The organism is Salinimicrobium xinjiangense DSM 19287 (genome assembly GCF_000423585.1).
Lineage (GTDB): Bacteria > Bacteroidota > Bacteroidia > Flavobacteriales > Flavobacteriaceae > Salinimicrobium > Salinimicrobium xinjiangense.
In genome coordinates this window covers 420709-441903 of sequence record NZ_AUIG01000001.1, presented here as the reverse complement: position 1 = coordinate 441903, position 21195 = coordinate 420709, and the positions used below count along the sequence as shown (strand labels likewise).

21 protein-coding genes are annotated in these 21195 nt (G+C 40.0%); 12 read left to right on the top strand and 9 right to left on the bottom strand.

Annotated elements, in window-relative coordinates; all coding sequences use genetic code 11:
• Positions 1-5: 5 nt before the first annotated feature.
• A complete protein-coding gene (mscL, locus tag G564_RS0102045; protein WP_029036189.1) occupies positions 6-455 on the top strand; it encodes a large conductance mechanosensitive channel protein MscL in 450 nt (149 codons plus the stop codon).
• A 78-nt stretch (positions 456-533) separates the two neighbouring features.
• On the opposite strand, the gene G564_RS0102040 is transcribed toward mscL, so the two are convergent.
• Positions 534-908: a hypothetical protein gene (locus G564_RS0102040; RefSeq protein WP_029036188.1), complete on the bottom strand. Its 375-nt coding sequence runs from the start codon at positions 906-908 to the stop codon at positions 534-536.
• Positions 909-937: 29 nt separating this feature from the next.
• The gene (locus tag G564_RS0102035; protein ID WP_029036187.1) at positions 938-1342 is read right to left on the bottom strand and encodes a helix-turn-helix domain-containing protein; all 405 of its coding nucleotides are present in this window, start codon (positions 1340-1342) and stop codon (positions 938-940) included.
• Between the two features lie 277 nt (positions 1343-1619).
• Here G564_RS0102035 and G564_RS0102030 point away from each other — a divergent pair, with 277 nt between their 5' ends.
• The 4 genes from G564_RS0102030 to G564_RS0102015 all read left to right on the top strand — a co-directional run bounded on the left by G564_RS0102030 (position 1620) and on the right by G564_RS0102015 (position 5271).
• Positions 1620-2771: a M14 family metallopeptidase gene (locus G564_RS0102030; protein WP_029036186.1), complete on the top strand. Its 1152-nt coding sequence runs from the start codon at positions 1620-1622 to the stop codon at positions 2769-2771.
• Between the two features lie 87 nt (positions 2772-2858).
• Complete coding sequence (locus tag G564_RS0102025; protein WP_029036185.1) at positions 2859-3338, top strand: Lrp/AsnC family transcriptional regulator; 480 nt, start codon at positions 2859-2861, stop codon at positions 3336-3338.
• A gap of 81 nt (positions 3339-3419) precedes the next feature.
• Complete coding sequence (locus G564_RS18340; protein ID WP_051205251.1) at positions 3420-4466, top strand: YihY/virulence factor BrkB family protein; 1047 nt, start codon at positions 3420-3422, stop codon at positions 4464-4466.
• 256 nt (positions 4467-4722) lie between these two features.
• Positions 4723-5271: a type 1 glutamine amidotransferase domain-containing protein gene (locus tag G564_RS0102015; RefSeq protein ID WP_029036184.1), complete on the top strand. Its 549-nt coding sequence runs from the start codon at positions 4723-4725 to the stop codon at positions 5269-5271.
• 68 nt (positions 5272-5339) lie between these two features.
• Here the strand turns inward: G564_RS0102015 and G564_RS0102010 are convergent, their stop codons facing one another.
• Both G564_RS0102010 and aroB read right to left on the bottom strand, forming a co-directional pair.
• Entirely contained in the window at positions 5340-5672 is a 333-nt protein-coding gene (locus G564_RS0102010; protein WP_029036183.1) for a hypothetical protein, read from the bottom strand.
• A gap of 114 nt (positions 5673-5786) precedes the next feature.
• On the bottom strand, positions 5787-6851 hold the full coding sequence (gene aroB / locus G564_RS0102005; protein WP_029036182.1) for a 3-dehydroquinate synthase: 1065 nt from the start codon (positions 6849-6851) through the stop codon (positions 5787-5789).
• 98 nt (positions 6852-6949) lie between these two features.
• Between aroB and G564_RS0102000 the strand changes: the two genes are divergently transcribed.
• Together G564_RS0102000 and G564_RS0101995 are read left to right on the top strand one after the other, a co-directional pair.
• Complete coding sequence (locus G564_RS0102000; RefSeq protein WP_029036181.1) at positions 6950-8161, top strand: proline dehydrogenase family protein; 1212 nt, start codon at positions 6950-6952, stop codon at positions 8159-8161.
• On the top strand, positions 8145-8684 hold the full coding sequence (locus tag G564_RS0101995) for a 1-acyl-sn-glycerol-3-phosphate acyltransferase (RefSeq protein ID WP_029036180.1): 540 nt from the start codon (positions 8145-8147) through the stop codon (positions 8682-8684). The genes G564_RS0102000 and G564_RS0101995 overlap by 17 nt, the downstream gene beginning before the upstream one ends.
• A gap of 49 nt (positions 8685-8733) precedes the next feature.
• Here the strand turns inward: G564_RS0101995 and G564_RS0101990 are convergent, their stop codons facing one another.
• The 3 genes from G564_RS0101990 to G564_RS0101975 all read right to left on the bottom strand — a co-directional run bounded on the left by G564_RS0101990 (position 8734) and on the right by G564_RS0101975 (position 11966).
• Positions 8734-9906 carry a baeRF3 domain-containing protein gene (locus tag G564_RS0101990; protein ID WP_029036179.1) on the bottom strand — a complete coding sequence of 391 codons (1173 nt, stop codon included), beginning with the start codon at positions 9904-9906 and terminating at the stop codon, positions 8734-8736.
• A gap of 163 nt (positions 9907-10069) precedes the next feature.
• Complete coding sequence (locus G564_RS18335; protein ID WP_051205250.1) at positions 10070-10894, bottom strand: DUF1853 family protein; 825 nt, start codon at positions 10892-10894, stop codon at positions 10070-10072.
• Position 10895: 1 nt separating this feature from the next.
• Positions 10896-11966: an AI-2E family transporter gene (locus tag G564_RS0101975; RefSeq protein WP_037373327.1), complete on the bottom strand. Its 1071-nt coding sequence runs from the start codon at positions 11964-11966 to the stop codon at positions 10896-10898.
• Positions 11967-12097: 131 nt separating this feature from the next.
• On the opposite strand from G564_RS0101975, the gene G564_RS0101970 reads away from it, so the two are divergent.
• On the top strand, positions 12098-12883 hold the full coding sequence (locus G564_RS0101970) for a tRNA pseudouridine synthase A (protein ID WP_029036177.1): 786 nt from the start codon (positions 12098-12100) through the stop codon (positions 12881-12883).
• A 141-nt stretch (positions 12884-13024) separates the two neighbouring features.
• Here G564_RS0101970 and recQ read toward each other — a convergent pair whose 3' ends face one another.
• A complete protein-coding gene (recQ, locus tag G564_RS0101965; protein WP_029036176.1) occupies positions 13025-15127 on the bottom strand; it encodes a DNA helicase RecQ in 2103 nt (700 codons plus the stop codon).
• A 132-nt stretch (positions 15128-15259) separates the two neighbouring features.
• On the opposite strand from recQ, the gene corA reads away from it, so the two are divergent.
• A complete protein-coding gene (corA, locus tag G564_RS0101960; RefSeq protein WP_316928836.1) occupies positions 15260-16330 on the top strand; it encodes a magnesium/cobalt transporter CorA in 1071 nt (356 codons plus the stop codon).
• A 4-nt stretch (positions 16331-16334) separates the two neighbouring features.
• Here corA and G564_RS0101955 read toward each other — a convergent pair whose 3' ends face one another.
• Positions 16335-16799, bottom strand: a complete 465-nt coding sequence (locus G564_RS0101955) for a hemerythrin domain-containing protein (protein ID WP_037373260.1) — start codon at positions 16797-16799, stop codon at positions 16335-16337.
• Positions 16800-16986: 187 nt separating this feature from the next.
• On the opposite strand from G564_RS0101955, the gene G564_RS0101950 reads away from it, so the two are divergent.
• The 3 genes from G564_RS0101950 to G564_RS0101940 are packed head-to-tail and all read left to right on the top strand — an operon-like array spanning position 16987 to position 21195.
• On the top strand, positions 16987-17952 hold the full coding sequence (locus G564_RS0101950; RefSeq protein ID WP_037373258.1) for a TIGR03885 family FMN-dependent LLM class oxidoreductase: 966 nt from the start codon (positions 16987-16989) through the stop codon (positions 17950-17952).
• A gap of 10 nt (positions 17953-17962) precedes the next feature.
• Entirely contained in the window at positions 17963-19603 is a 1641-nt protein-coding gene (locus tag G564_RS0101945; RefSeq protein WP_029036172.1) for an alpha-amylase family protein, read from the top strand.
• Positions 19600-21195 carry an alpha-amylase family glycosyl hydrolase gene (locus G564_RS0101940; protein ID WP_029036171.1) on the top strand — a complete coding sequence of 532 codons (1596 nt, stop codon included), beginning with the start codon at positions 19600-19602 and terminating at the stop codon, positions 21193-21195. Before G564_RS0101945 ends, G564_RS0101940 begins: the two co-directional genes overlap by 4 nt.

Sequence of the window (21195 nt, the reverse complement as noted above, 5' to 3'; positions counted from 1 at the left end):
TGGCATTGGGTTTAGTTAAAGAGTTTAAGGAATTTGCCGTAAAAGGCAATATGATCGACATGGCCGTGGGTATTATAATAGGTACCGCCTTTAATCGTGTCGTCGATGTGCTGGTAAAACAGGTGGTGATGCCCCCCTTATCAATGTTAACGGGAAGAATAAAGTATGGTGACAGGAAATTTGTCTTACAGGAAGCAATACCGGCAACAGATGGGGCAGAAGCTGTAGAAGAAGTTGCAATTGGTTATGGATTGCTGATAGAAGTTTTCATCGATTTTGTTATTATAGGATTTACAGTGTTCCTGGTAATTAAATTGATGAATCGTTTCAGAAAGAAGGCTGAGGACCCGAAGGACAAGAGCGTAGAGACTCCGAAAAATATAGAACTTCTTACTAATCTTACTGAATTAATGCAGGAACAAAACGAGATCCTGAAGAGAAACAACCCGCAATAAAGCACAGTTAGTATAAGCAGTGTACTAATAAGAGAAGCTCTCTTTGGGTTTTTATTTGCGTTTACCGTCCAAAGTTATCTATTCCACCTTTACAACCGTTCCTCTTTGTTTTTTGGGCTCTCCCACAAGTCCGTATTCAAAAGTATAAGAATTACCCTCTGTAGCCAGGATCTTAATATGAATTGGCTTTTCCTCAGCTCTGTTCTTTGGATTGAGGTTTGAGATGATATATTCACAATTATTGATCCAGCGGACGGAAGAGGTATCGGTTTTACCTCTGAAAAAATCAATTTCAATACTGTCATTCCGAATAAAGTGACTTTTCACAAGCTCACCTTCAAGATAAGATTCAAATTCAAAGGTACCGGTCCTGAAATCATCACAATTACGTTGGGGCTCAACACAGGAGAAAAGGCTAACGAGGGCAAGTAAGCCGGGAAGATATCGTTTCATTCTGCAAATTTAATATCTTTTTTTGCTTTTCAGTTCTCATAGGCTTCAAAACTACCATCTGCATAGAGTACAATAATCTTTCTTATTTCCTTACCCGCAGGAGAATTATTCTTTTCGGATACCGATGTAAGGGGAGCGGGTGTAAAAAGATCCTGCACCTCTGCACGAACATTAGGAGCTTTTTCTTTTTGAGGATCTCCGGAATGTTTTCCGGGAAAACTTCCCTTACCATTAAGAAGCCAATATAACTCAACTTCGGGAAAAGCATTTATGATCTTCATTACAAAATCCAGGCTGGGTTTATTTCGGCCTGAAAGGAGGTGGGATATTGAGGAGCGACCTACATCAATTTTATCGGCAAAAGAAGCAGCTGAGAGGTCGTAATATTCCATGATCTTGTTGAGTCGGATTGTAAATTCTTCAGTGTTCACCATTGTAAACAAATTTAATAATAAAATGAGTTTACAAAAGTAACACATATATTTTTAGCAAACAATACAAGCTAAAAACACTTCATTTTAAGTAAAGTATTACTTACTGCCACACTATGTAATTAACTAAAATACAATTAATTAAATGCCGAATAAATTTTAATGGGAAATATTCCATTACTGGTGTTTACAGGGGTAGAGAAACTGTTTACAATAGTAGACAGTCACCTTCTTATTTCTGGTTTACAATTGTAATTTTAAGATTATTTACTTTTGTTACATGAATATAGCAGATAGTTTTCTACAGAATTACCATTCCTTTAAAGCGGACGTATCGGGAAGATTTTTATCATATAAAGAGCTTTCTCCTCAGCTTAAAAAATTAGGTGCAGAATTTAGGGTGACAGAAATTGGGAGATCGTTTCTTAACGTCCCTATTGAGTCTGTTAAGATTGGTTCAGGTCCCGTAAAAATTCTCGCCTGGTCACAAATGCATGGCAATGAAACAACCACAACAAAAGGTCTCCTTGATCTGTTGAACTTTTTTTCTCAGTTTAAAGATGAGAAAGAAGTACAGCAGGTGCTAAATGATATTACACTGTTGATCATTCCTATGCTCAATCCGGATGGTGCAGCGCGTTATACCAGGGAAAATGTAAACAAAACAGACCTGAACAGAGACGCATGTGATCTTCATGAGCCGGAGAGCCGGGTGTTAAGGACATGTTTTAAAAATTTTCAACCAGATTTTTGTTTTAATCTTCATGATCAAAGAACCATATTTGGTGCAGGTAAAGAGCGAAACCCGGCCAGCCTATCCTTTCTTGCACCTTCCATGGATGAGGAGCGTACGCTAACAGAGGTTAGAGAAAATGCAATGAAACTGATTGTTGCAATGAATAAAGCCTTACAGGGACTAATTCCGGGGCAGGTAGGGAGGTTTGATGATTCTTTTAATATCAATTGTACGGGGGATTATTTTCAGGCACAGCATGTGCCAACAATCCTGTTTGAATGCGGACATTTTCCCGGAGATTATCAAAGAGAGAAAACCCGAGAATTGTTTACTTACTCACTTGTTGTGGCTCTACAGGCAATTCAGTCAAAACAATATTTAAAAGAAGCAGTGGACGACTATTTCGCCATTCCTGAGAATTCAAAATCCTTTTATGATGTGATCCTGAGAAATGTAGTAGTGAAAGGGCAGGAGTTGGATATTGCTTTTCAGTTCAAGGAGATCATACGTGCGGGGGAAATAGATTTCCTTCCCCAGGTGCAAACCATGGCGCCCCGTCTAAGTGTTTTTGGCCATCAGGAAATTGATGCTAAAGGAGGAGTGGTGAAGAATTTGGATAAAGAGGAGCTTTCCGAAAACGATATAGTAGAGGTTATTTTGTTAAATAACGAGAAGTTATCAATAAAAACCCTTTAAAATAGGGAAATCTTGTTTATAATCTAATCAATTTGTGCTAATTTTGTACTTCGTTTAAAATATTGGAAAATCTACAAAAGATAAGATATGGCAAAGTTTAGATTAGATGCGACAGATCACCAAATACTTAATATGTTGATCGACAACACCCGGACCCCTTTTACTGATATAGCTAAGAAATTAAATATTTCTGCCGGGACCGTGCATGTGAGAGTAAAAAAAATGGAAGAAGCAGGAATAATCCTTGGATCTTCCCTAACGCTTAATTATGAGAAACTGGGATATGCATTTATTGCGTATGTAGGCATATTTTTACAGAACACCTCCCAGACGAAATTTGTACTGGAGCGTATAAACGAAATACCTTTTGTCACTGTGGCTCACGTCACTACAGGCAAATTCAATGTGTTTTGTAAGATCAGGGCCAGAGATACCCAGCATGCTAAAGAGATCATCTTTAAGCTTGATGATATAGAAGGAGTTTACCGAACCGAAACAATGATCTCTCTGGAAGAAAGTATTAATGACAAAAAGCGTTTAATGCATTCAATTTTTGAGAATCTTTAATTTACTAAATTCTTATTAAAAACCCTCTAAGCAATAGTTTAGAGGGTTTTTTTATTGCCGTAGTATTTATACCTTGTAGATATGGGAGAAATCACGCGAAGATTTAAAGTTTTCATCAGTCTTCTTAAAAAGGCATACTTTAACTGGAATCGTAATGATCCATGGGCCCGTAGCGCGACCATTGCTTACTACGCTCTCTTTTCTCTTCCATCCCTGCTCATCATTGTAGTTACCATAGCTGGTTATTTCTTCGGAAGAAAAGCAGTACAGGGAAGAATTACCCAGGAAATAGGAGAATTCATAGGTGTTGATGCTGCCAAAGCCATTGAAAATATGGTTGCAAATGCCGCTCTTGACCAGAGTTCAACCTGGGCAGTCATTTTTGGATTTGCATTTTTGATCTTTGGTGCCACGGGAGTTTTCTTTCAACTGAAGGCCGCAATGAACAATATATGGAATATCGCTGCAAAAAAGAATACAGTGAAAAGGGTGGTAATTAACAGGATCATCTCTCTGGGAATGGTGCTGGTGCTGGGTTTATTATTGCTTGTTTCTCTGGTGATCTCTGCTGTGCTTAATGCTATTAAAGATTATTTGGCATCCATCTCTCCTTCAATAACTATGTTTCTCCTTGATCTTGCCAATTTCGTGATTTCCTTTTCCATTATCATGTCTCTTTTTGCTGCCATTTTTAAATGGTTGCCCGATGTGAAACTCCGCTGGAAAACAACTTACCTGGGAGCAGTACTCACTACCTTTCTGTTCCTGATAGCCGAATATCTTATAGGATTCTATTTTGGGCAGAGTAATCCGGGTTCCATATATGGAGGGGCTTCTTCGGTGGTATTGATCCTCTTATGGGTCTATTATACCTGCCTTATTGTATTCTATGGAGCCGAATTCACAGTTCAATATGCTCTTTACAAAAGAGAAAAGGTGGAGCCAAATGAATATGCCGAACCCGCTATTTACCAGGAATTAGAACGCCTGGAACAAAAGAGAGGACAACTTATTGATGAAAAAAGAATACTTGATACACTGCAATCTCATTCTGATAAGGAGGAAGAAGAAGAAAAACGGGCCAAGCAAAGAGAAATAGAGAAAAAGAATAAGAAACACAGAGAGTAAATTTCAGAACCTTGATTGTTCAAAAAGATGAAATTTCTGAAAATACCTGCTCATACTAATCAGAATCTTTTTTGATTCGTTGAGGATCTAAAATCGACTGCTCCGGATCCATTCTTCGTACAAAAGTCATTTCAGCAATCATGTTCGTTTAAAGTTTAACCTTCATTCCCTTTATTTTATAGGCTTTTTAGCACAAAAGATGGTCTGTTGTGGTTATCTTATTGTTGAAATAATGTTGAACTATAAAAAATTAGATATGAAAAAGAAAGTAGCAATTTTAGCGACAAATGGATTTGAAGAAGTTGAACTTACCTCTCCAAAAGAAGCTATGGAAGACGAGGGATTTGAGGTTCATATAGTAAGCCCGGAATCGGGCAAGATCAAAGCCTGGGACAAGACCGATTGGTCAAAGGAATACAATGTAGATAAGGTGTTGGGTGAGGTTAGTGCTAAAGATTACAATGCCCTGGTCCTGCCAGGAGGAGTAATGAATCCCGATAACCTTAGAACAAATAAAAAAGCTCAGACCTTCGTACGGGACTTTTTTGAGCAAAAAAAACCTGTCGCAGCAATTTGTCATGCTCCCTGGACTCTTATAAGTGCGGGTGTAGTTAAAGGTAGGACTATGACTTCATATCATACCTTAAAGGATGACCTTGTGAATGCAGGAGCTAACTGGGTAGATGAAGAAGTAGTAGTAGACCAGGGATTTGTGACCAGTAGAAATCCCGATGATCTTCCTGCCTTTAACGGCAAACTGATAGAGGAAATTAAAGAAGGAAAGCATGCGGAACAACATGCCTGATCAAACCTTCCTAAAATGAAAAAAAGAAGCCGCTTTTTCAAGCGGCTTCTTTTTACATGTATTTGTAACTATACTTCTTGGTCTTCGTCTTCTTCGTCCTGATCAAGTTCATCTTCTACTTCATCTTCAGGTTTTTCGGGTATCTCAACAATTGGCTCATTAAAATCTGCGTCATCATAATCATCTTCGTCATAATTGGCCATGGTGTTTTCAAGACGCGTACTCACTTTAACAAGATAAATACTGTCTTCTGTTCTTACCTCGACCGCTTCAACGGTTTCATTTTTGGCATTTCTAAAAGAGATGATCTGATCGTCATCATATCCATCGGGATATTTTTCCACCAACAATCCTAAAATTTCGGGAGTAAGTTTCTTGTAGTCAACAATAATTCTTTTCATAAATGTTTTTTTGGTCCTCCATCTAAGCGAAAATAATGATTCATTCTTCCGCTGCCGTTAAAATAAATAAAAAATTTAATGTCTTAGGATTTTAAAATAATCTCCTTTTCACTGTTAATCAAGATAATACCTGAAAGCTTCTGAAATAAGACTATTCGGTACCTCGCGGTCTATTACCGGTTCTCCGATCCTGCGCAAAAGAACAAAATTTATTCTTCCTCCCTCATTTTTTTTATCAAATTTCATGAGGTGCATAATTTTTTCTTCGTCTTCCTTACGCAGGTTAATTTTTCCATACATCGCATGGATCACCCGGCGAATTTCATCTCTTTTTTCCAGCGAAAAATTTTCGAGTTCTGTGGATAAAAAGCCGGCCATCACCATTCCCGCAGCAACAGCTTCTCCATGAAGTAACTTTTCCTTATCGGGTTGCTCCAGGAAATAAGATTCAACAGCATGACCAAGCGTATGACCAAAGTTGAGACTTTTTCTAAGATTATTTTCCAAAGGATCCTGTTGAACAACCCTCTCCTTTATAACAATAGATTCTCTTATTAAACCGTCAAGATCATTAAGATCCAGTTCCCTTAAATTAATAAGCCGGCTCCAGTAATCTTCATCTGCTATAAGCCCGTGCTTAAACATTTCGGCCAGGCCGCTGCGCATTTCGGCTGCGGGTAAAGTCGAAAGAAAAGAAGTGTCTGTCACTACCATTTCCGGTTCTCTAATGATCCCTACCTGATTCTTAAGATTTCCCAGGTTCACTCCATTTTTTCCACCTACTGCAGCATCCACCATAGACAGAAGGGTAGTAGGGAAGTGAACAAAGGAAATACCTCTTTTAAAAGCGGAAGCAACAAATCCTCCAAGATCGGTCACCACTCCGCCTCCCAAATTTATCAACAGGCTTTTTCTGTCTCCTTCCAGTTCAGATAAGGCATTCCATAGTCCGCCACAGGTCTCAAGATTCTTATATTCTTCCCCGTTATCAATTTCCAGTACCTCTACTGGAATTTCTGTTTCCAGTTTTTGTAAAAAAGAAGGAAGACAATGTTGATGGGTATTTGTATCAACTAAAACGAATAATTTTGAAAAACGTTTTTCTTCAAGAAACCGGCTAAATTTTTGATACCCTTCCAGATTAAATACCACCGTCCCGGCGGGTGAAATTCTATTCATAATTGGATTAAAAAATGTGCAATAAAGGCTCGAAAATAAGGAGAAAATTCCTAACAATCTCCACTCAATAATTATCTTTGTATTACTAATTATCTCTAATGATCACAAAAAAGATTTTCAATGATACTGAGACAGCTTTCAGATTAAAATCTGACTCAGAACTCAACAGGGCAATTTTTCTTTTTGAAATGATTGATCGCCCACTTCTGGTTAAGGCAGGAACAACAATGACTAACCTGGCTCTAAAGGTGCATTTACCTGTAGAAACCCTGATAAAAAAAACTGTTTTTAACCAGTTTTGTGGGGGGGTTACCGAGAAAGATTGTTTGCCAACCATAGAAAAGATGTACTCCAAGAATCTTCACAGTATACTTGACTATTCGGTTGAAGGCAAGGAGAAAGAGAGTGAATTCGAAAAAGCCATTGAACGTAAAACAAATATTGTCAAATTCATTTCCGGAAGAGAGGAAATGCCCTTCGCTGTTTTTAAGCCTACTGGAATAGGAAGATTTGAACTTTGGCAAAAAGTTTCTGCTAACGCCAGTCTTTCCCTGGAAGAGGAAGAGGAATGGCAAAGAGTTAAGAATCGTGTCAATAGGATCTGTGAAGAAGCATACAAGCAGGGGGTAAGACTGCTGGCAGATGCCGAAGAAAGCTGGATGCAGGATGCTGCAGATATACTTATTGAAGAGATGATGTTCAAGTACAACCGCGAAAAAGCGATCATCTTCAACACGCTTCAGTGTTATCGCTGGGACAGAATGCAGTATATAAAAGATCTTCATAGCCGTGCAAAAGAACAGGGCTTTATAGTCGGTGCAAAAATTGTTAGGGGGGCTTACCTTGAGAAGGAAAATGAAAGAGCTGCCAAAATGGGATATTTATCACCTATATGTGAGAACAAGGAAGCTACAGATGTGAATTATAACGGAGTTTTGACATACTGCCTTGCACACATTGATGATATCTCTGTTTTTATTGGATCCCATAATGAAATGAGTAACTATCTTGCCCTTCAGATCATGGAAGACAAAGGCATTGATAAAAATGATGACCGGGTGTGGTTCTCACAACTATTTGGGATGAGTGAACACATTAGTTATAATTTGGCTGAGGCAGGATACAATGTTGCCAAGCTGGTACCTTTTGGTCCGGTACGGGAGGTGGTGCCTTATCTCATTAGACGCGCCGAGGAGAACACTTCTGTAAAAGGTCAAACCGGAAGGGAGTTAGCGCTCCTCTATGAAGAGCGAAAGAGAAGGGGCGGAGAGATCACCAAGAGCAATAGAGAGAATGAACTGGTTAGCTAGGTTCATTTATTTTAAAATTATGGGCTGGAAGTTTGAAGGACGCTGGCCTGCAGATGTAAAAAAAGCCGTAGTAATTGTGGTGCCGCATACCAGCTGGCATGATTTTTATCTGGGCTTGCTCGTTAGGCGCATCCTAGATGTCGATATAAAATTTGTTGCCAAAAAAGAACTTTTTAAACCCCCTTTTGGCTGGTACTTTAGATGGATGGGCGGCACTCCGCTGGATCGTACTCCGGGCCAGAATAAGGTGGAAGCGATGGCTGCAAAATTTGGAAATAAAGAAGAGTTCAGACTTGCTATTGCACCCGAAGGAACCCGAAAGAAGGTTCAGGATTGGAAAACAGGTTTTTACTACATAGCAAGAACTGCAAAGGTTCCCATCGTTATGATCGCTTTTGATTTTGGAAAGAAAAAAGTACAGATTTCTAAACCTCTTTTTACTACCATAGATAAAGAAGAAGATTTTAATAGGATAAGACGATTTTATTCTGAGGTAATTGGAAAAGTCGCCCACTACACATAAAAAAAGCTGCCCCAAAAAGGCAGCTTTTTTTATGAAATATCCAAAGGGCCTAATATCTGTAGACCGCATTCATCTTTGCATTTTTATCTGGCATAAATTCATTTTCGATAAGATATACCTTACCGTTTTGTTCGATCACTTTTTTTGCAGCGAGGTTCATCAATGAAATGCTACCATTTCTTCTTTCTTCATGCACATCTACAGAAGCCATTTTTTCATTGTAATCTCCCCAGATGTCTTCGCGATTCTGTAAGAAGAGAGTGTCAACCTTACCCTCGTAAATTGCCGGAATGATCTCCGAAATACGTGTGGAGGTTCGGGAGGGATTCAACTCCTTGAATTCCTTCATTTTTTCTTCTTTCTCTTTTCTAAAATGTGGTTCAAGAGTATCAAGAGCGGCCGCGTGCAGGTCGAACATATTATCATAATCTGCTTCAGGATTGCCGGGAACTACTTGCGGATATAGATTTTTATATCGGCTTGCTTCCTTATAAATAGGGAAATAAGCATCCTGGCAGGCCACAACCAGAGGCACATTTTCCTTGTGCAAAATCTCATAAATTCCTTTATCTACAGCTCTAAAAAATCTGAGTATCTCATTTTTATCATCTCTTGTTGCGGGTTCATATCCGTGCTGAGTGGAAGTACCGCCGGGATTTACCCCAATGCTGTTTCTCTGGGTCTTATGCTTTTGGTTCTTATCTTCAAAATCATATCCTACTCTGTCTTCCAGCCGGTCTGGCACAAGGTCTGCTACCTCTACTTCACCAATGGAATATCGTGTAGCCTCATATAATTTCACATCGTCCATTTGCAGGTGTAACAAAAAGAACCTTCCGTCACCGTTGAACATGGGCACTAAAGGCTTTAGATAAAAATGATCGGCTACATAATTGAAAGTTTCGAAATTCACAGGTAGTGTGAATTTTTCAGAAAAACCGTCGGCAAGGAATAATGCCAGTCCGTCACTTTGATGTCTCCAAAAATCTCTATCATCTAGCAGCCCCTCGATTGGCTTTCCTATTTTGTCTATTTTTTCCTGTGGATAGCCCATAGCTTTCAGCTCTTCTGTAGCTTTTTTCCACTGGCTCTTCAGGTTGATCTTATCTTTTTCCTCGAGTACGTCTTTTCCTGCTCTTTGAGTAGGAATGAAAATTGAAACGCATGGATTATTGTCAAATTTTGCTAAGTTCTCAAATTGTTCTTTTGTCAAAATTGGCATGATCTATAGTTTTTTGGGAAGCTCCTTCTTCGAAAAATTCAAGGCCTGCTTCCAGATTTATATTCATAGTTAAGATACTAAGATGACAAAAAAGCCACAGGGCCTGCGGTCATAATTTTTCCTTAATTACTTCAGGTTTTGCCGTTAATATTCTGCTAAGAACTCACCACCATACTATGAAGCAGCGCAAATGTTCTCCTTCCGGAGTTTTCATCCAGAGCATGGGAGCAAAATGTTTGTGTAAGAGCGGTTCAATCTGTTTTACTATTTGGTCAAAAGAAAACCAGGTCTGGTTCACCTTCGGCGGAACCGGCCAGAATTTCTTCTTAGGGGTGAAAAAATGGTTTTGACCAAAATCTTTAAAAGTGAATTCTGAAGCTTTTATCCAAAATCCCGCAATGCTCTCAGGATTGATCTTGCTGAAGGAGATTTGCTGAAATTGCTTCGGAACAAAAACGGAAGCCTTAAAGCACATTTTCTGTACAACATCCTGTGGTTCTATCCCAAGAGTGCTGAGCAATTCCCGTGTTGCCGGATGGAATAACAACGGAAACTGTTTAATTTTAAGCCTTTCCAGCTTTTGGTTGAGAGAATCACGTTTGTTGGGGCCAATGAGATGATCTAATTCTGAAGTTCCTGTATCCAGATCGTACAAATAGAACTTATAGATCAACTCCACATGAGAGATCTCTTCTGAAACTGGATCCTTCAGCAGGAAATCGATTTCTCCAAGAGTTTCTTTATTTTGAATGATCTGCCGGTTTTGGGTCAGGATCTTTTCCGAAGTAAAATTGGAAATATAAGCGGAGAAGAAATACTCCATACGTTTACCGAGCACACTGGCAGTGGGCGCAGAGATCTCGTAAGACTTCTCTCCCGGCACCAGGCTGGCTGTATGGTATAACGGGTATTCAAAAATGTCATTTTCGGCAAAGATTTCTGAAGTCCCTAAAAACCCCATGAACTGCTCTTTAGGAGTGAATTCCATTTTAATCTTTGTCTTGCTCCTGACTCAGCAGGAATCCGAATGGTTTAAGAGGTGATATATGGTTAAACACCACGTTTATAATGGCCAGAACTGGGATAGAAAGGACCATACCGGCTACTCCCCATACCATGCCTCCAATGATCACCGATAGGATTACGAATAAAGGATGAAGATCCACCTGGTCTCCCACGATATAAGGTTCCAGAATGTAACTTTCAACAAACTGAGCTACCGTGAAGGTAATAATGATTCCTATAAGTACTCCTGTTTCCCCCGAAACCAAATATCCAAAGATCATAGCCAGCCCAAATCCTATTATATTTCCTATATAAGGTAGCAGGCTTAATACAGCTGCAAGTAAACTTATTAAAATGAAATTATTTACTCCAGATATCCCCAGCCCAATTGCGTAGAGGACAGCAAGAAAACCAATGAGAATTAATTTTCCCACCAGGTATTTCCGGGTCACATTAGCAGATTTTTCAATAACTTCTTTTACCTCGTCACGTTTGGAATCGGGGAAAAGCAAAAGCAGAAATTCTTTGAACCGGTGTCGGTAATTGAGGAGAAAGAATATATAGATAAAGGTAAGCAGGTAATCTCCAAAAAAGCTAAATGCTTTATTGAGGAAAGAGGCTGCTTTTTGGCCGGTATTGGAATCTCCCCCCATAAATGGAACATTAGTTCCCTTATCTGATCTTTCCAGGTCCTGCTCCTCTAAAGGAGTGTGTTCAAAAAGAAAATCCTTGACTCTCTCAAATTTTGGTTGCATGGTCTCTTTGATCTGCGGCCAGTCATCAACCACCGTTTTGACCTGCATGGAAACTATAGCAAAAAAACCTATAGAAGCCAGGAGAATAATAAAGGTATTTATTAAAGAGGAAGCCATGCGATTTATGAATGTTTTTTCCATTTTCCTGGAAAGGGGCATCATAAGCAGGGCCAGAATTATGGCTGTAACAAGAGGGATCAAAAATCCACTTGCCTTTGCCAGACCTGAAAACAAAAAATAGATTCCAAGTATGGTAAGGGTTCCGTAGAATAAGATCTGCTTTCCTCTGGAGCTTTTCATATTTTCCATAACAATGAAGATACAAAAGTAGCAGCCATATTATTTTAACTAAAAGTTAAAGGACCTATAGATAAAAGACATTTCCAGAGCTTTTACCTGAAGTTTTTATTTAATTTCGTACAAAACAAGATATGAGAAGGCAGCGTTATTATTACCTTATAAAAATTCAGTACCTGGGTTACCGGCTGCATGGATGGCAAAGGCAACCGGGACTCAAAACGGTAGAAGGCCTGGTGAAGAAGACATTAAAATATGTTCTTGGAGAACAGCCGTTCAAGATCCTTGGGTCCAGCCGCACAGATGCTATGGTTTCTGCCCATGAATCGGCTTTTGAATTATTTACAGACCATGAACCCCTGGAAAATATGGCCGATTTCCTGGTGCTGTTCAACCAAAATCTCCCGCCGGATATTCGGGCACTCAGTATTGAAGAAGTTGATGCGACCTTCAACATTATTCAACACCCTAAAAAGAAAGAATACCTCTACCTGTTTGCCTTCGGAAAAAAAAGCCATCCTTTTGCAGCCCCCTTAATGGCGACTTTTCCCGAAGATCTCAATATTGAAATGATGATGGAAGGGGCAAAGCTGTTCCAGGGGACACATTTCTTCCACAATTATTGTGTAAAACCTACAGCACATACTATCCTGGAAAGAGAGATCGATATTTGTGAGATCATCCTGAATACGAAATACACTGCCAGTTTTTTTCCCGAAAGATCTTATTTATTGCGTGTAACCGGATCAGGATTTCTGCGAAACCAGATTAGGTTAATGATGGGAGCTCTTGTACAACTGGGGAATGGCGAACTCACTCTTGAGCAGATTGAAAATAGCCTTGATCCCAAAGTTAAAATGCAGATCACCTATATCGCCCCCGGCAGCGGACTTATATTAAACAAGGTAGAGTTTGCCTAACGGCAGGTTCAAGGTTCAAAATTCAAGGTTCAAGATTTTATCCATCAACTATTATCCAATGACTATTAACCAAAACTACTAACGACTAACGACTAACGACTAACTACTCACTTCGTACTTCTAATCTCTAACTTTTAATCTCTAACTTTCCTTGTTCAGGATCGTTAGAGCCATTCGAATAGTTCCATAGTCCACACTTTCATTGAAGTGCTCAAAGTACGGTTTTAGAGCTTCAGGCTCACCAAGTTCAGTTTTAGCTTCTCGAACCGCCTCAAGGTCTGCATCAGAAATGAATTTCTTCAGGTCAATATCCTCGCCGGACTCATACAATTTTGTGAGATGGGAAAATATGGTGGTGGGAGCAAGGTTCCTGCTTTGCGCTATCTCTTCAATGCTCATTCCTTCCTTATACATTTTAAAAGTTTCTTTAAAGGTGTTCCCTTTTTTCTTCGCCTTCTTCTCCCGCTTTTCTTTGCTGTGAGCAATTATCTCTTTAATAAATTTGTAGCCGTAGTTCTGCATTTTCTGTCTTCCCACTCCACTAATCTGCATGAATTCTTCATCGGTCACTGGTCTTTCCTTTTCCATCTCCTTTAAGGTGGCATCATTGAACACATGATAAGCGGGAATACCTTCATCCCGGGAGATCTCAAGGCGCAATTTTCTTAACCTCTCAAAAAGGGTATTTTTAGAGACTTTTTCTGAAACAACAACTTCCTTCTTTAATTCGGATTGTGTAACATCGGCCAGGGAGACCTTTTCTCCTTCAAAAAGCACATTTTTTGCAGGGCTTGTAAGTTTAATTTTATTTTGATCATGGAAAGCTATTTCCAGATATCCGAGATTGATCAACTGTATCATATACTGCTGCCAATCTCTCCAGGAAACATCATTAGCAATCCCGTAGGTGGACAGTTGCTGATATCCTTTTTCGAGAACCTGGGCGTTCTGCGCTCCCCTTAGTACATCAATGACCATGGAAACAGGTTCCTGTTCGCGCAGCCTGTAAACAGTAGAAAGTGCTTTTTGTGCCAGTAAAGTTCCATCAAAGAATTCTGGTGGATTTCTACACACATCACAATTGCCACAATCTTTTGAAATGATCTCTCCAAAGTAGCTGAGTAATATCCTTCGGCGGCAGCTAAGGGCTTCAGAATATTGTTTCATGCGCTCCAGCTTTGCCAGTTGAACCTCTGCATTGCCTGAACCTTCAGCAAATTTCTGCAACTGCACCACATCGGCATAACTGTGGAAGAGAAGGGTAGAGGAAGGGAGTCCATCCCGACCGGCCCGACCGATTTCCTGATAGTAACCTTCCAGGTTTTTAGGCATGTTATAATGGATCACCCATCGCACATTGGATTTGTCGATCCCCATCCCAAAAGCAATAGTAGCGCAAATGATCTCATTTTTGTCATTTATGAATTCCTCCTGTATCTGTATACGCTCCTTGTGAGAGAGTCCGGCGTGGTATGCTTCGGCTTTATATCCTTTTGCCTTCAATTTAGCGGCCAGCTCCTCGGTATTCTTACGGCTAAGGCAGTAAATAATTCCGCTTTCGGCTTTTCTGCCTTTCAAAAAGGCCATGATCTGTTCAAATTTTTTAATTCCGGGGCGTACCTCCAGGCTAAGGTTCTTGCGGTCGAAGGAGGAAATATGACGTGTAGCGTGCGGAATATTTAGCTGATCACAAATATCCTTCCGCGTAGCTTTATCGGCTGTGGCGGTAAGTGCGATCATGGGAGTTTCGGGATGCCGGTTCTTTAGATAACCCAATTGGGTGTAGGCGGGCCTGAAATCGTGTCCCCATCCGGAAATACAATGTGCTTCATCAATTGCAATAAGGCTGATGTTTCCTGCGGAAAAAACAGCGTCTATATACTGAAGGCTTTCGGGAGCTACATAAAGTAATTTTATTTCGTTGCGGGAAATCTTACTGAAAATTTCCTGCTGTTCTTTTTCCTGCTGACTGCTGTTCAGGAAAGCGGCGGGAATGCCGTTGGCGGTCAAACCATCCACCTGATCTTTCATAAGAGCTATAAGCGGAGAGATGACAATAGTAATTCCCGGCAGCAGAATGGCCGGAAGCTGAAAACATATAGATTTCCCTCCGCCGGTGGGCATGATGACCAGGTTATCCTTTCCCTCAAAAACAGAGGAAATAATGGATTTTTGCAGAGGCCTGAAGCTGTCGTAGCCAAAATATTCTTTAAGAGTTTCTAATAATTGCGCTTCCTGTACCATTCTGCAAAGAAAATCAAACCAATATCAATAGGCAATTAATAAGATACAGAAAAAGGAATTATTGGGCAGCGACATTAATAGGTCCAAGTTTCTTACTTTTAAGAAAAACTTTATTCTTTTATGGCGAAAAAAATGCGCTATTTATCCAGAAGACCTAAATCTACAAAGGCACTTAACCAGGCACCCGGTACTGTAACTTATGTAGGTTCTAAAGAAGAGTCTGAAACTCTTCTTGAAGTGATAGATTATAATACTCAACATTTTGAAAGGTTCACCTCCAAAACTCCCCAGGATGCTTTTAATTTTGAGGCCGAGGATCGCACCACCTGGATCAATATTGATGGATTGAGCAATACAGTGGAGATTGAAAAGGTGGGGAAGTATTATGAACTGCATCCATTGATCATTGAGGATATCGTCAATACAAATCAGCGTCCTAAAATTGATGAGTACCAGGATTATTTTTTCATTGTTGCAAAAATGCTGTATTTCAAAGATGACGGGCATCTTATTAATGAACATATAAGCATTGTTTTGGGTAAAAATTATGTCCTCACTTTCCAGGAAGCCGGGGGAGATGTTTTTAACGGGATAAGAGACAGGCTTGAGCAGGGGAAAGGCCGTATTAGAAGCAGGGGAGCAGATTACCTGGTGTTCGCCCTCCTGGATGCTATAGTGGATCATTATTTTATAGTCATCGAAGAAATGGGAGACAGAATTGAAGCTTTGGAAGAACAATTATTCGCTTCTGAGCCAAGCCATGACACTACCCAGGAGATCCAGGCATTAAAGAAGACTATGTTAAGAATTAGAAGAGCGGTCCATCCGCTCCGGGAAGTGGTGAGCAGGTTGGAAAAAGTAGATGGGGGATTAATACAGGAAGGAACGATTAATTATATTCGGGACCTTTACGACCACATCATCCAGGTTTCAGAAAACATCGAGATATACAGGGACATGTCCTGGGGGCTGATGGACATGTACATGACCACGATAAATCACAAAATGAACGAGGTTATGAAAGTACTTACCATCATGGCCTCTATCTTTATTCCCTTAACTTTTATAGCCGGGATCTATGGAATGAATTTTCAATACATGCCAGAACTGGATGAACCCTATGCTTATCCTATCCTATTGTTCTCTATGGCACTTTTGGTATCTGCTATGGTGTTCTATTTTAAACGTAAACACTGGTTATAAATATTTAACGCTGCCAGAATTTGTCCTCCCAATCGTCGGGGTTTGGAGTAATGACTTTTTCTTCCTTATTATCTACTTCTCTAAGTTTTTCTTCGGGCACCGTTTTTTGTAATTCCGAAAAAAGTTCTCTTTCCTCAAATCTTATATGTCGGTTTAATTCTTTTTCTATTGCTACAAATACTTCATTATCGGCCTCGCTCTTAAAAAGCTCTTCCAGACGACGATGCTCATTTAGCGCCTGAATGATCATGGGGTGAGAGGGTCCTAAAAGGGGAAAAATTTCCTGTTCCTCAAATTTGAAATGCGGCCTCAACTGAGAGGTAAAAAAATAATCTGTGTAGCTTTTGATACGATCTTTGGAAACCTGTTTTTTTAGACCTTCTTTAATTTTCCAGCAAAGCAGTAAACCGTGATGATGGTCTCTGCTTAGTGGCTTAAGGACTTCGTGTCTTTTTAAGGGTGTACTCATGATCTGGTTTTAAGTTCCTGGCAAATGTACGGTCATTTTTATGAGAAGCTTATGACACTAGTCATATATGTTTAGATGATGTTAATGAAAATCAACATTTTATCTTTTTTTTAATAGCAAAAAACCTGTTTATCCTGTAAAGCTTTATAATTTAGAAGGAATACTAATCTTTCTAATACTTTTTTACATGAAAATTGGTTTTCACGCTTCCCATGAACAATTTACTCCGCGTCACCTGCTTAACCTTGTTCAACAGGCCGAAGACGCAGGATTCACGGCAGTTTTATCCTCAGATCATTTTCATCCCTGGAGTGATAAGCAGGGGGAAAGTGGATTTGCCTGGAGCTGGCTTGGGGCAGCCATGCAGGCTACTAAACTGGAGTACGGAATTGTCAACGCTCCCGGTCAAAGATATCACCCTGCCATTATAGCACAGGCAGTTGCGACTCTTGATCAAATGTTTCCGGGAAGATTTTTTCTATGTGCGGGTAGTGGACAAAACCTTAATGAAAACATCACTGGTGAAAAATGGCCGGCAAAAAGGGACAGAAATATAAGATTACAGGAATCAGTAGAAGTAATGCGAAAGTTATGGAGGGAAGATGAATACCTGAATCATAAAGGAGCATTTACTGTTGAACGCGCGAAGTTATTTACAAAACCGGAATTTATACCTCCTGTATTCGGAGCCGCAATAACCGAAAAGACTGCAGCCTGGCTTTCTTCATGGGCCGATGCCATGATCACCATTTCCAAACCTAAAGAAGAACTTGAAAAAATGGTTCAAGCCTTTAGAGGAGCAAATGGTGCCGGTAAACCTATGGCTTTAAAGGTGCAGATATCCTATGATAAATCAATAGAAAAAGCACGGGAAGGAGCATGGGAGCAATGGAAGAACAATATATACCCAAGTAAACTTATCGCTGATATTGACAGTCCCGAAAAGTTTGATGCCATGGGACAGAATACAAGAAAAGAAGATCTGGAAGAACATGTGATCATTGCCAATGAAGCTGGAACTTTTATTGAAAAGATTAGGGAATTTGAAAAAATAGGATTTGAAAAGATCATTATTCACAATGTGAATAAACAACAGGAAAATTATATCGACTTCTTTGGCAAAGAGGTGCTTCCTTATTTTCAACAGCAATAATAAAAGCGCTATGAACAAATACTGGTATAAAAATGCTATCATTTATTCTCTGGATGTAGAGACATTCAAAGATTCCAATAACGATGGCACGGGAGATTTTGAAGGGCTAAAAGGAGCACTAACTTATCTTTCCAGCCTCGGAGTGACCTGTCTATGGCTCTTGCCTATTTTTGATACTCCTAACAGAGATAACGGTTATGATGTTAGAGATTATTACAAGATCGATCCCCGATTAGGAGATATGGGGCATTTCGCCCAGTTAATAGATGCTGCGGAAGAAGTGGGAATAAGGATACTTATTGATCTTGCGGTAAATCATACGTCAGTGGAACATGAATGGTTTCAAAAAGCCCGGGAAGACAAGAACTCCAAATATAGAAATTTCTACATCTGGGTAGATGAAAAGCCCGATGATCCCGAGAAGAACATGATGGCCGAGGAAGGTGAGCCTGCAATTAGCTGGAAATACGATCAGAAGGCAAAAGCCTGGTATTTTCATTCGTTCTACCCACACCAGCCCGATCTAAATCTATCAAATCCCGATGTGCAGAAGGAGATCTTCAGGATTATGCATTTCTGGCTTAAGATGGGAGTGTCAGGTTTCAGGATAGATGCGGCTCCACACATGTTCAAGGAAAAGGGCAGGATGGATTTTGATGGAGATCCTCATGAGATCTTCAGGCGTTTTCGGGAATTTGTAGAGACGCAGAAACCGGATGCCATTCTTTTAGCCGAAGTGGATCTGGATCCTAATCTCTATGATAAATATTTAGGGAATGAAGACCAGATGCATATGCTTTTCAATTTTTATGTAAATAATTTCCTTTATCTGGCTTTCGCCAGGGAAGAGGCCACAGCTTTGGCAAAAGCGATGCAACGGATGCCAAACATTGATGAAAAAGAGCAACTGGCAGTATTCCTTCGAAATCATGATGAGCTAAACCTGGATAAACTTTCAAAAGTTGAACAGGAAGAGGTCTTTGATGCCTTTGCCCCAAAGGAGAACATGAGAATTTTTGGCAGAGGAATAAGGAGAAGGCTGGCATCAATTTTAGGGAATGACCGAAAGAAGATGGAACTCGCGCATAGTCTTCTTTTCACCCTTCCGGGAACTCCGGTTTTGCGGTATGGAGAAGAACTGGGAATGGGGGAAGATCTTTCGATGGAAGGCAGGTCCAGTGTTAGAACGGTCATGCAATGGGCAAATGAAAAAAATGGCGGATTTTCAAATGCTCCTACAGATAAACTGATAAGAAATGTGATTTCAGGTGGAGAATACGGTTACGAAAAGGTAAATGTGAGTGACCAGCACAGGGATCCCGATTCCTTTCTCAACTGGATCTCAAAGGCAATAGATTACAGAAAGGAATTTCCGGAGTATGGATGGGGTAAATCAACTATAATAGATACGGGAAATCCCAAAGTACTTGGCCATTACATTAAATCAGAAAAAGGTATAGGCATAGCTTTTCACAACTTCTCAAATAAAAAACAGGTAGTTGAGTTTGACCTCAGTATAGATGAAGATCTGGAGGACATAATCGATACCTTCGGAAACAAAAGATATGAGGCATTTGATCCTAAAGATGGAAAGATCACTCTTACTCCTTATGGATACAGATGGCTTCACAAAAGAAATATGTATTTATGAGAGACACGAAATTCTTATGGTGGAAAAAAGAAGTTATTTATCAAATCTATCCACGATCCTTTAAGGACAGCGATGGTGACGGAATAGGAGATTTAAAAGGGATACAACAAAAGCTCGATTATCTCCAGGACCTTGGAGTAAAGGGAATCTGGATATCCCCAATCTTTCCTTCCCCAATGGCCGACTTTGGCTATGATGTGAGTGACTACACCGGTATTCATCCCATGTTTGGAAATATGGAAGATTTCGATGAATTACTGGATTCTATACATCAAAGAGGAATGAAATGTATTTTGGATCTGGTACCCAATCACTCATCAGATCAACATCCCTGGTTCCTGGAATCGAAAGAATCAAAAGACAATCCAAAGCGGGACTGGTATATCTGGAAGGATCCCGATGAAGATGGTGGACCGCCAAACAACTGGATGAGCGTTTTTGGTGGCTCTGCATGGGAATTTGATGAAAATACAGGACAATATTATTACCATGCTTTTTTAAAAGAACAACCCGATCTCAACTGGAGAAATCCCGAAGTGCAAAAGGCGGTGTTTGATGCCATGCGTTTCTGGCTTAAGAAAGGCGTGGACGGTTTTAGAGTAGATGTGATGTGGCACATGATCAAGGATGAGCACTTTAGAGACAATCCGCCAAACCCCGACTACACTGAAGAGATGTCAACATTTAATAAAGTCATTCCGGCATATTCTACAGATCAGGATGAAGTGCATGACATGGTAGAAAAAATGCGGAATGTAATTGATGAATTTGATGAGCGTTTGTTGATAGGGGAGATCTATCTGCCTATTCATAAGCTGGTTAAATATTACGGGCTCGAGAACAATGGAGCCCATTTGCCTTTTAACTTTCAGTTACTTGAACTGCCCTGGGATCCCGAAAAAATTAATGCTGCAATAAACGAATATGAAGGAGCATTACCCGAAGATGGCTGGCCAAACTGGGTGCTGGGTAACCATGATAAATCCCGTATTGCATCCAGAGTAGGAAAGGAGCAGGCAAGGATAGCAGCGATGATGTTGCTCACTTTACGTGGAACCCCTACTGTTTATTATGGAGATGAACTGGGAATGGAGGACGTGGATATTCCGGAAGATAAGATTCAGGATCCACAGGCGCTGAATGAACCCGGAGTGGGCCGCAGCCGCGACCCCGAAAGAACTCCCATGCAGTGGGATGATTCTGAGAATGCCGGATTTACCAATGGTGAACCCTGGCTTCCAATTAGCGAAAATTATAAAGAACAGAATGTAAAAATACAATGGGATGAAGAAGGTTCCATGCTGAAGCTGCACAGAAAACTTCTGCAGATAAGAGCCAAAGAACCGGCGCTGCATGTTGGAGAGTATATTCCAGTCTTTACTGATAAAGATCTTTTGTCCTACATCAGGGAATATGAAGATCAAAAATTCCTGATAATACTGAATTTAGGGGCATCAAAATTAAATTTTGCGCCCGATTTTGACTGGTCGGGTACAGTAAAAGTTGCTACAGATCACACATTGGAAGGAAAGGAATTGAGTAATGAAATAAAAATAGCAGGGAACCTGGGGCTATTAATTAAATTGACATGA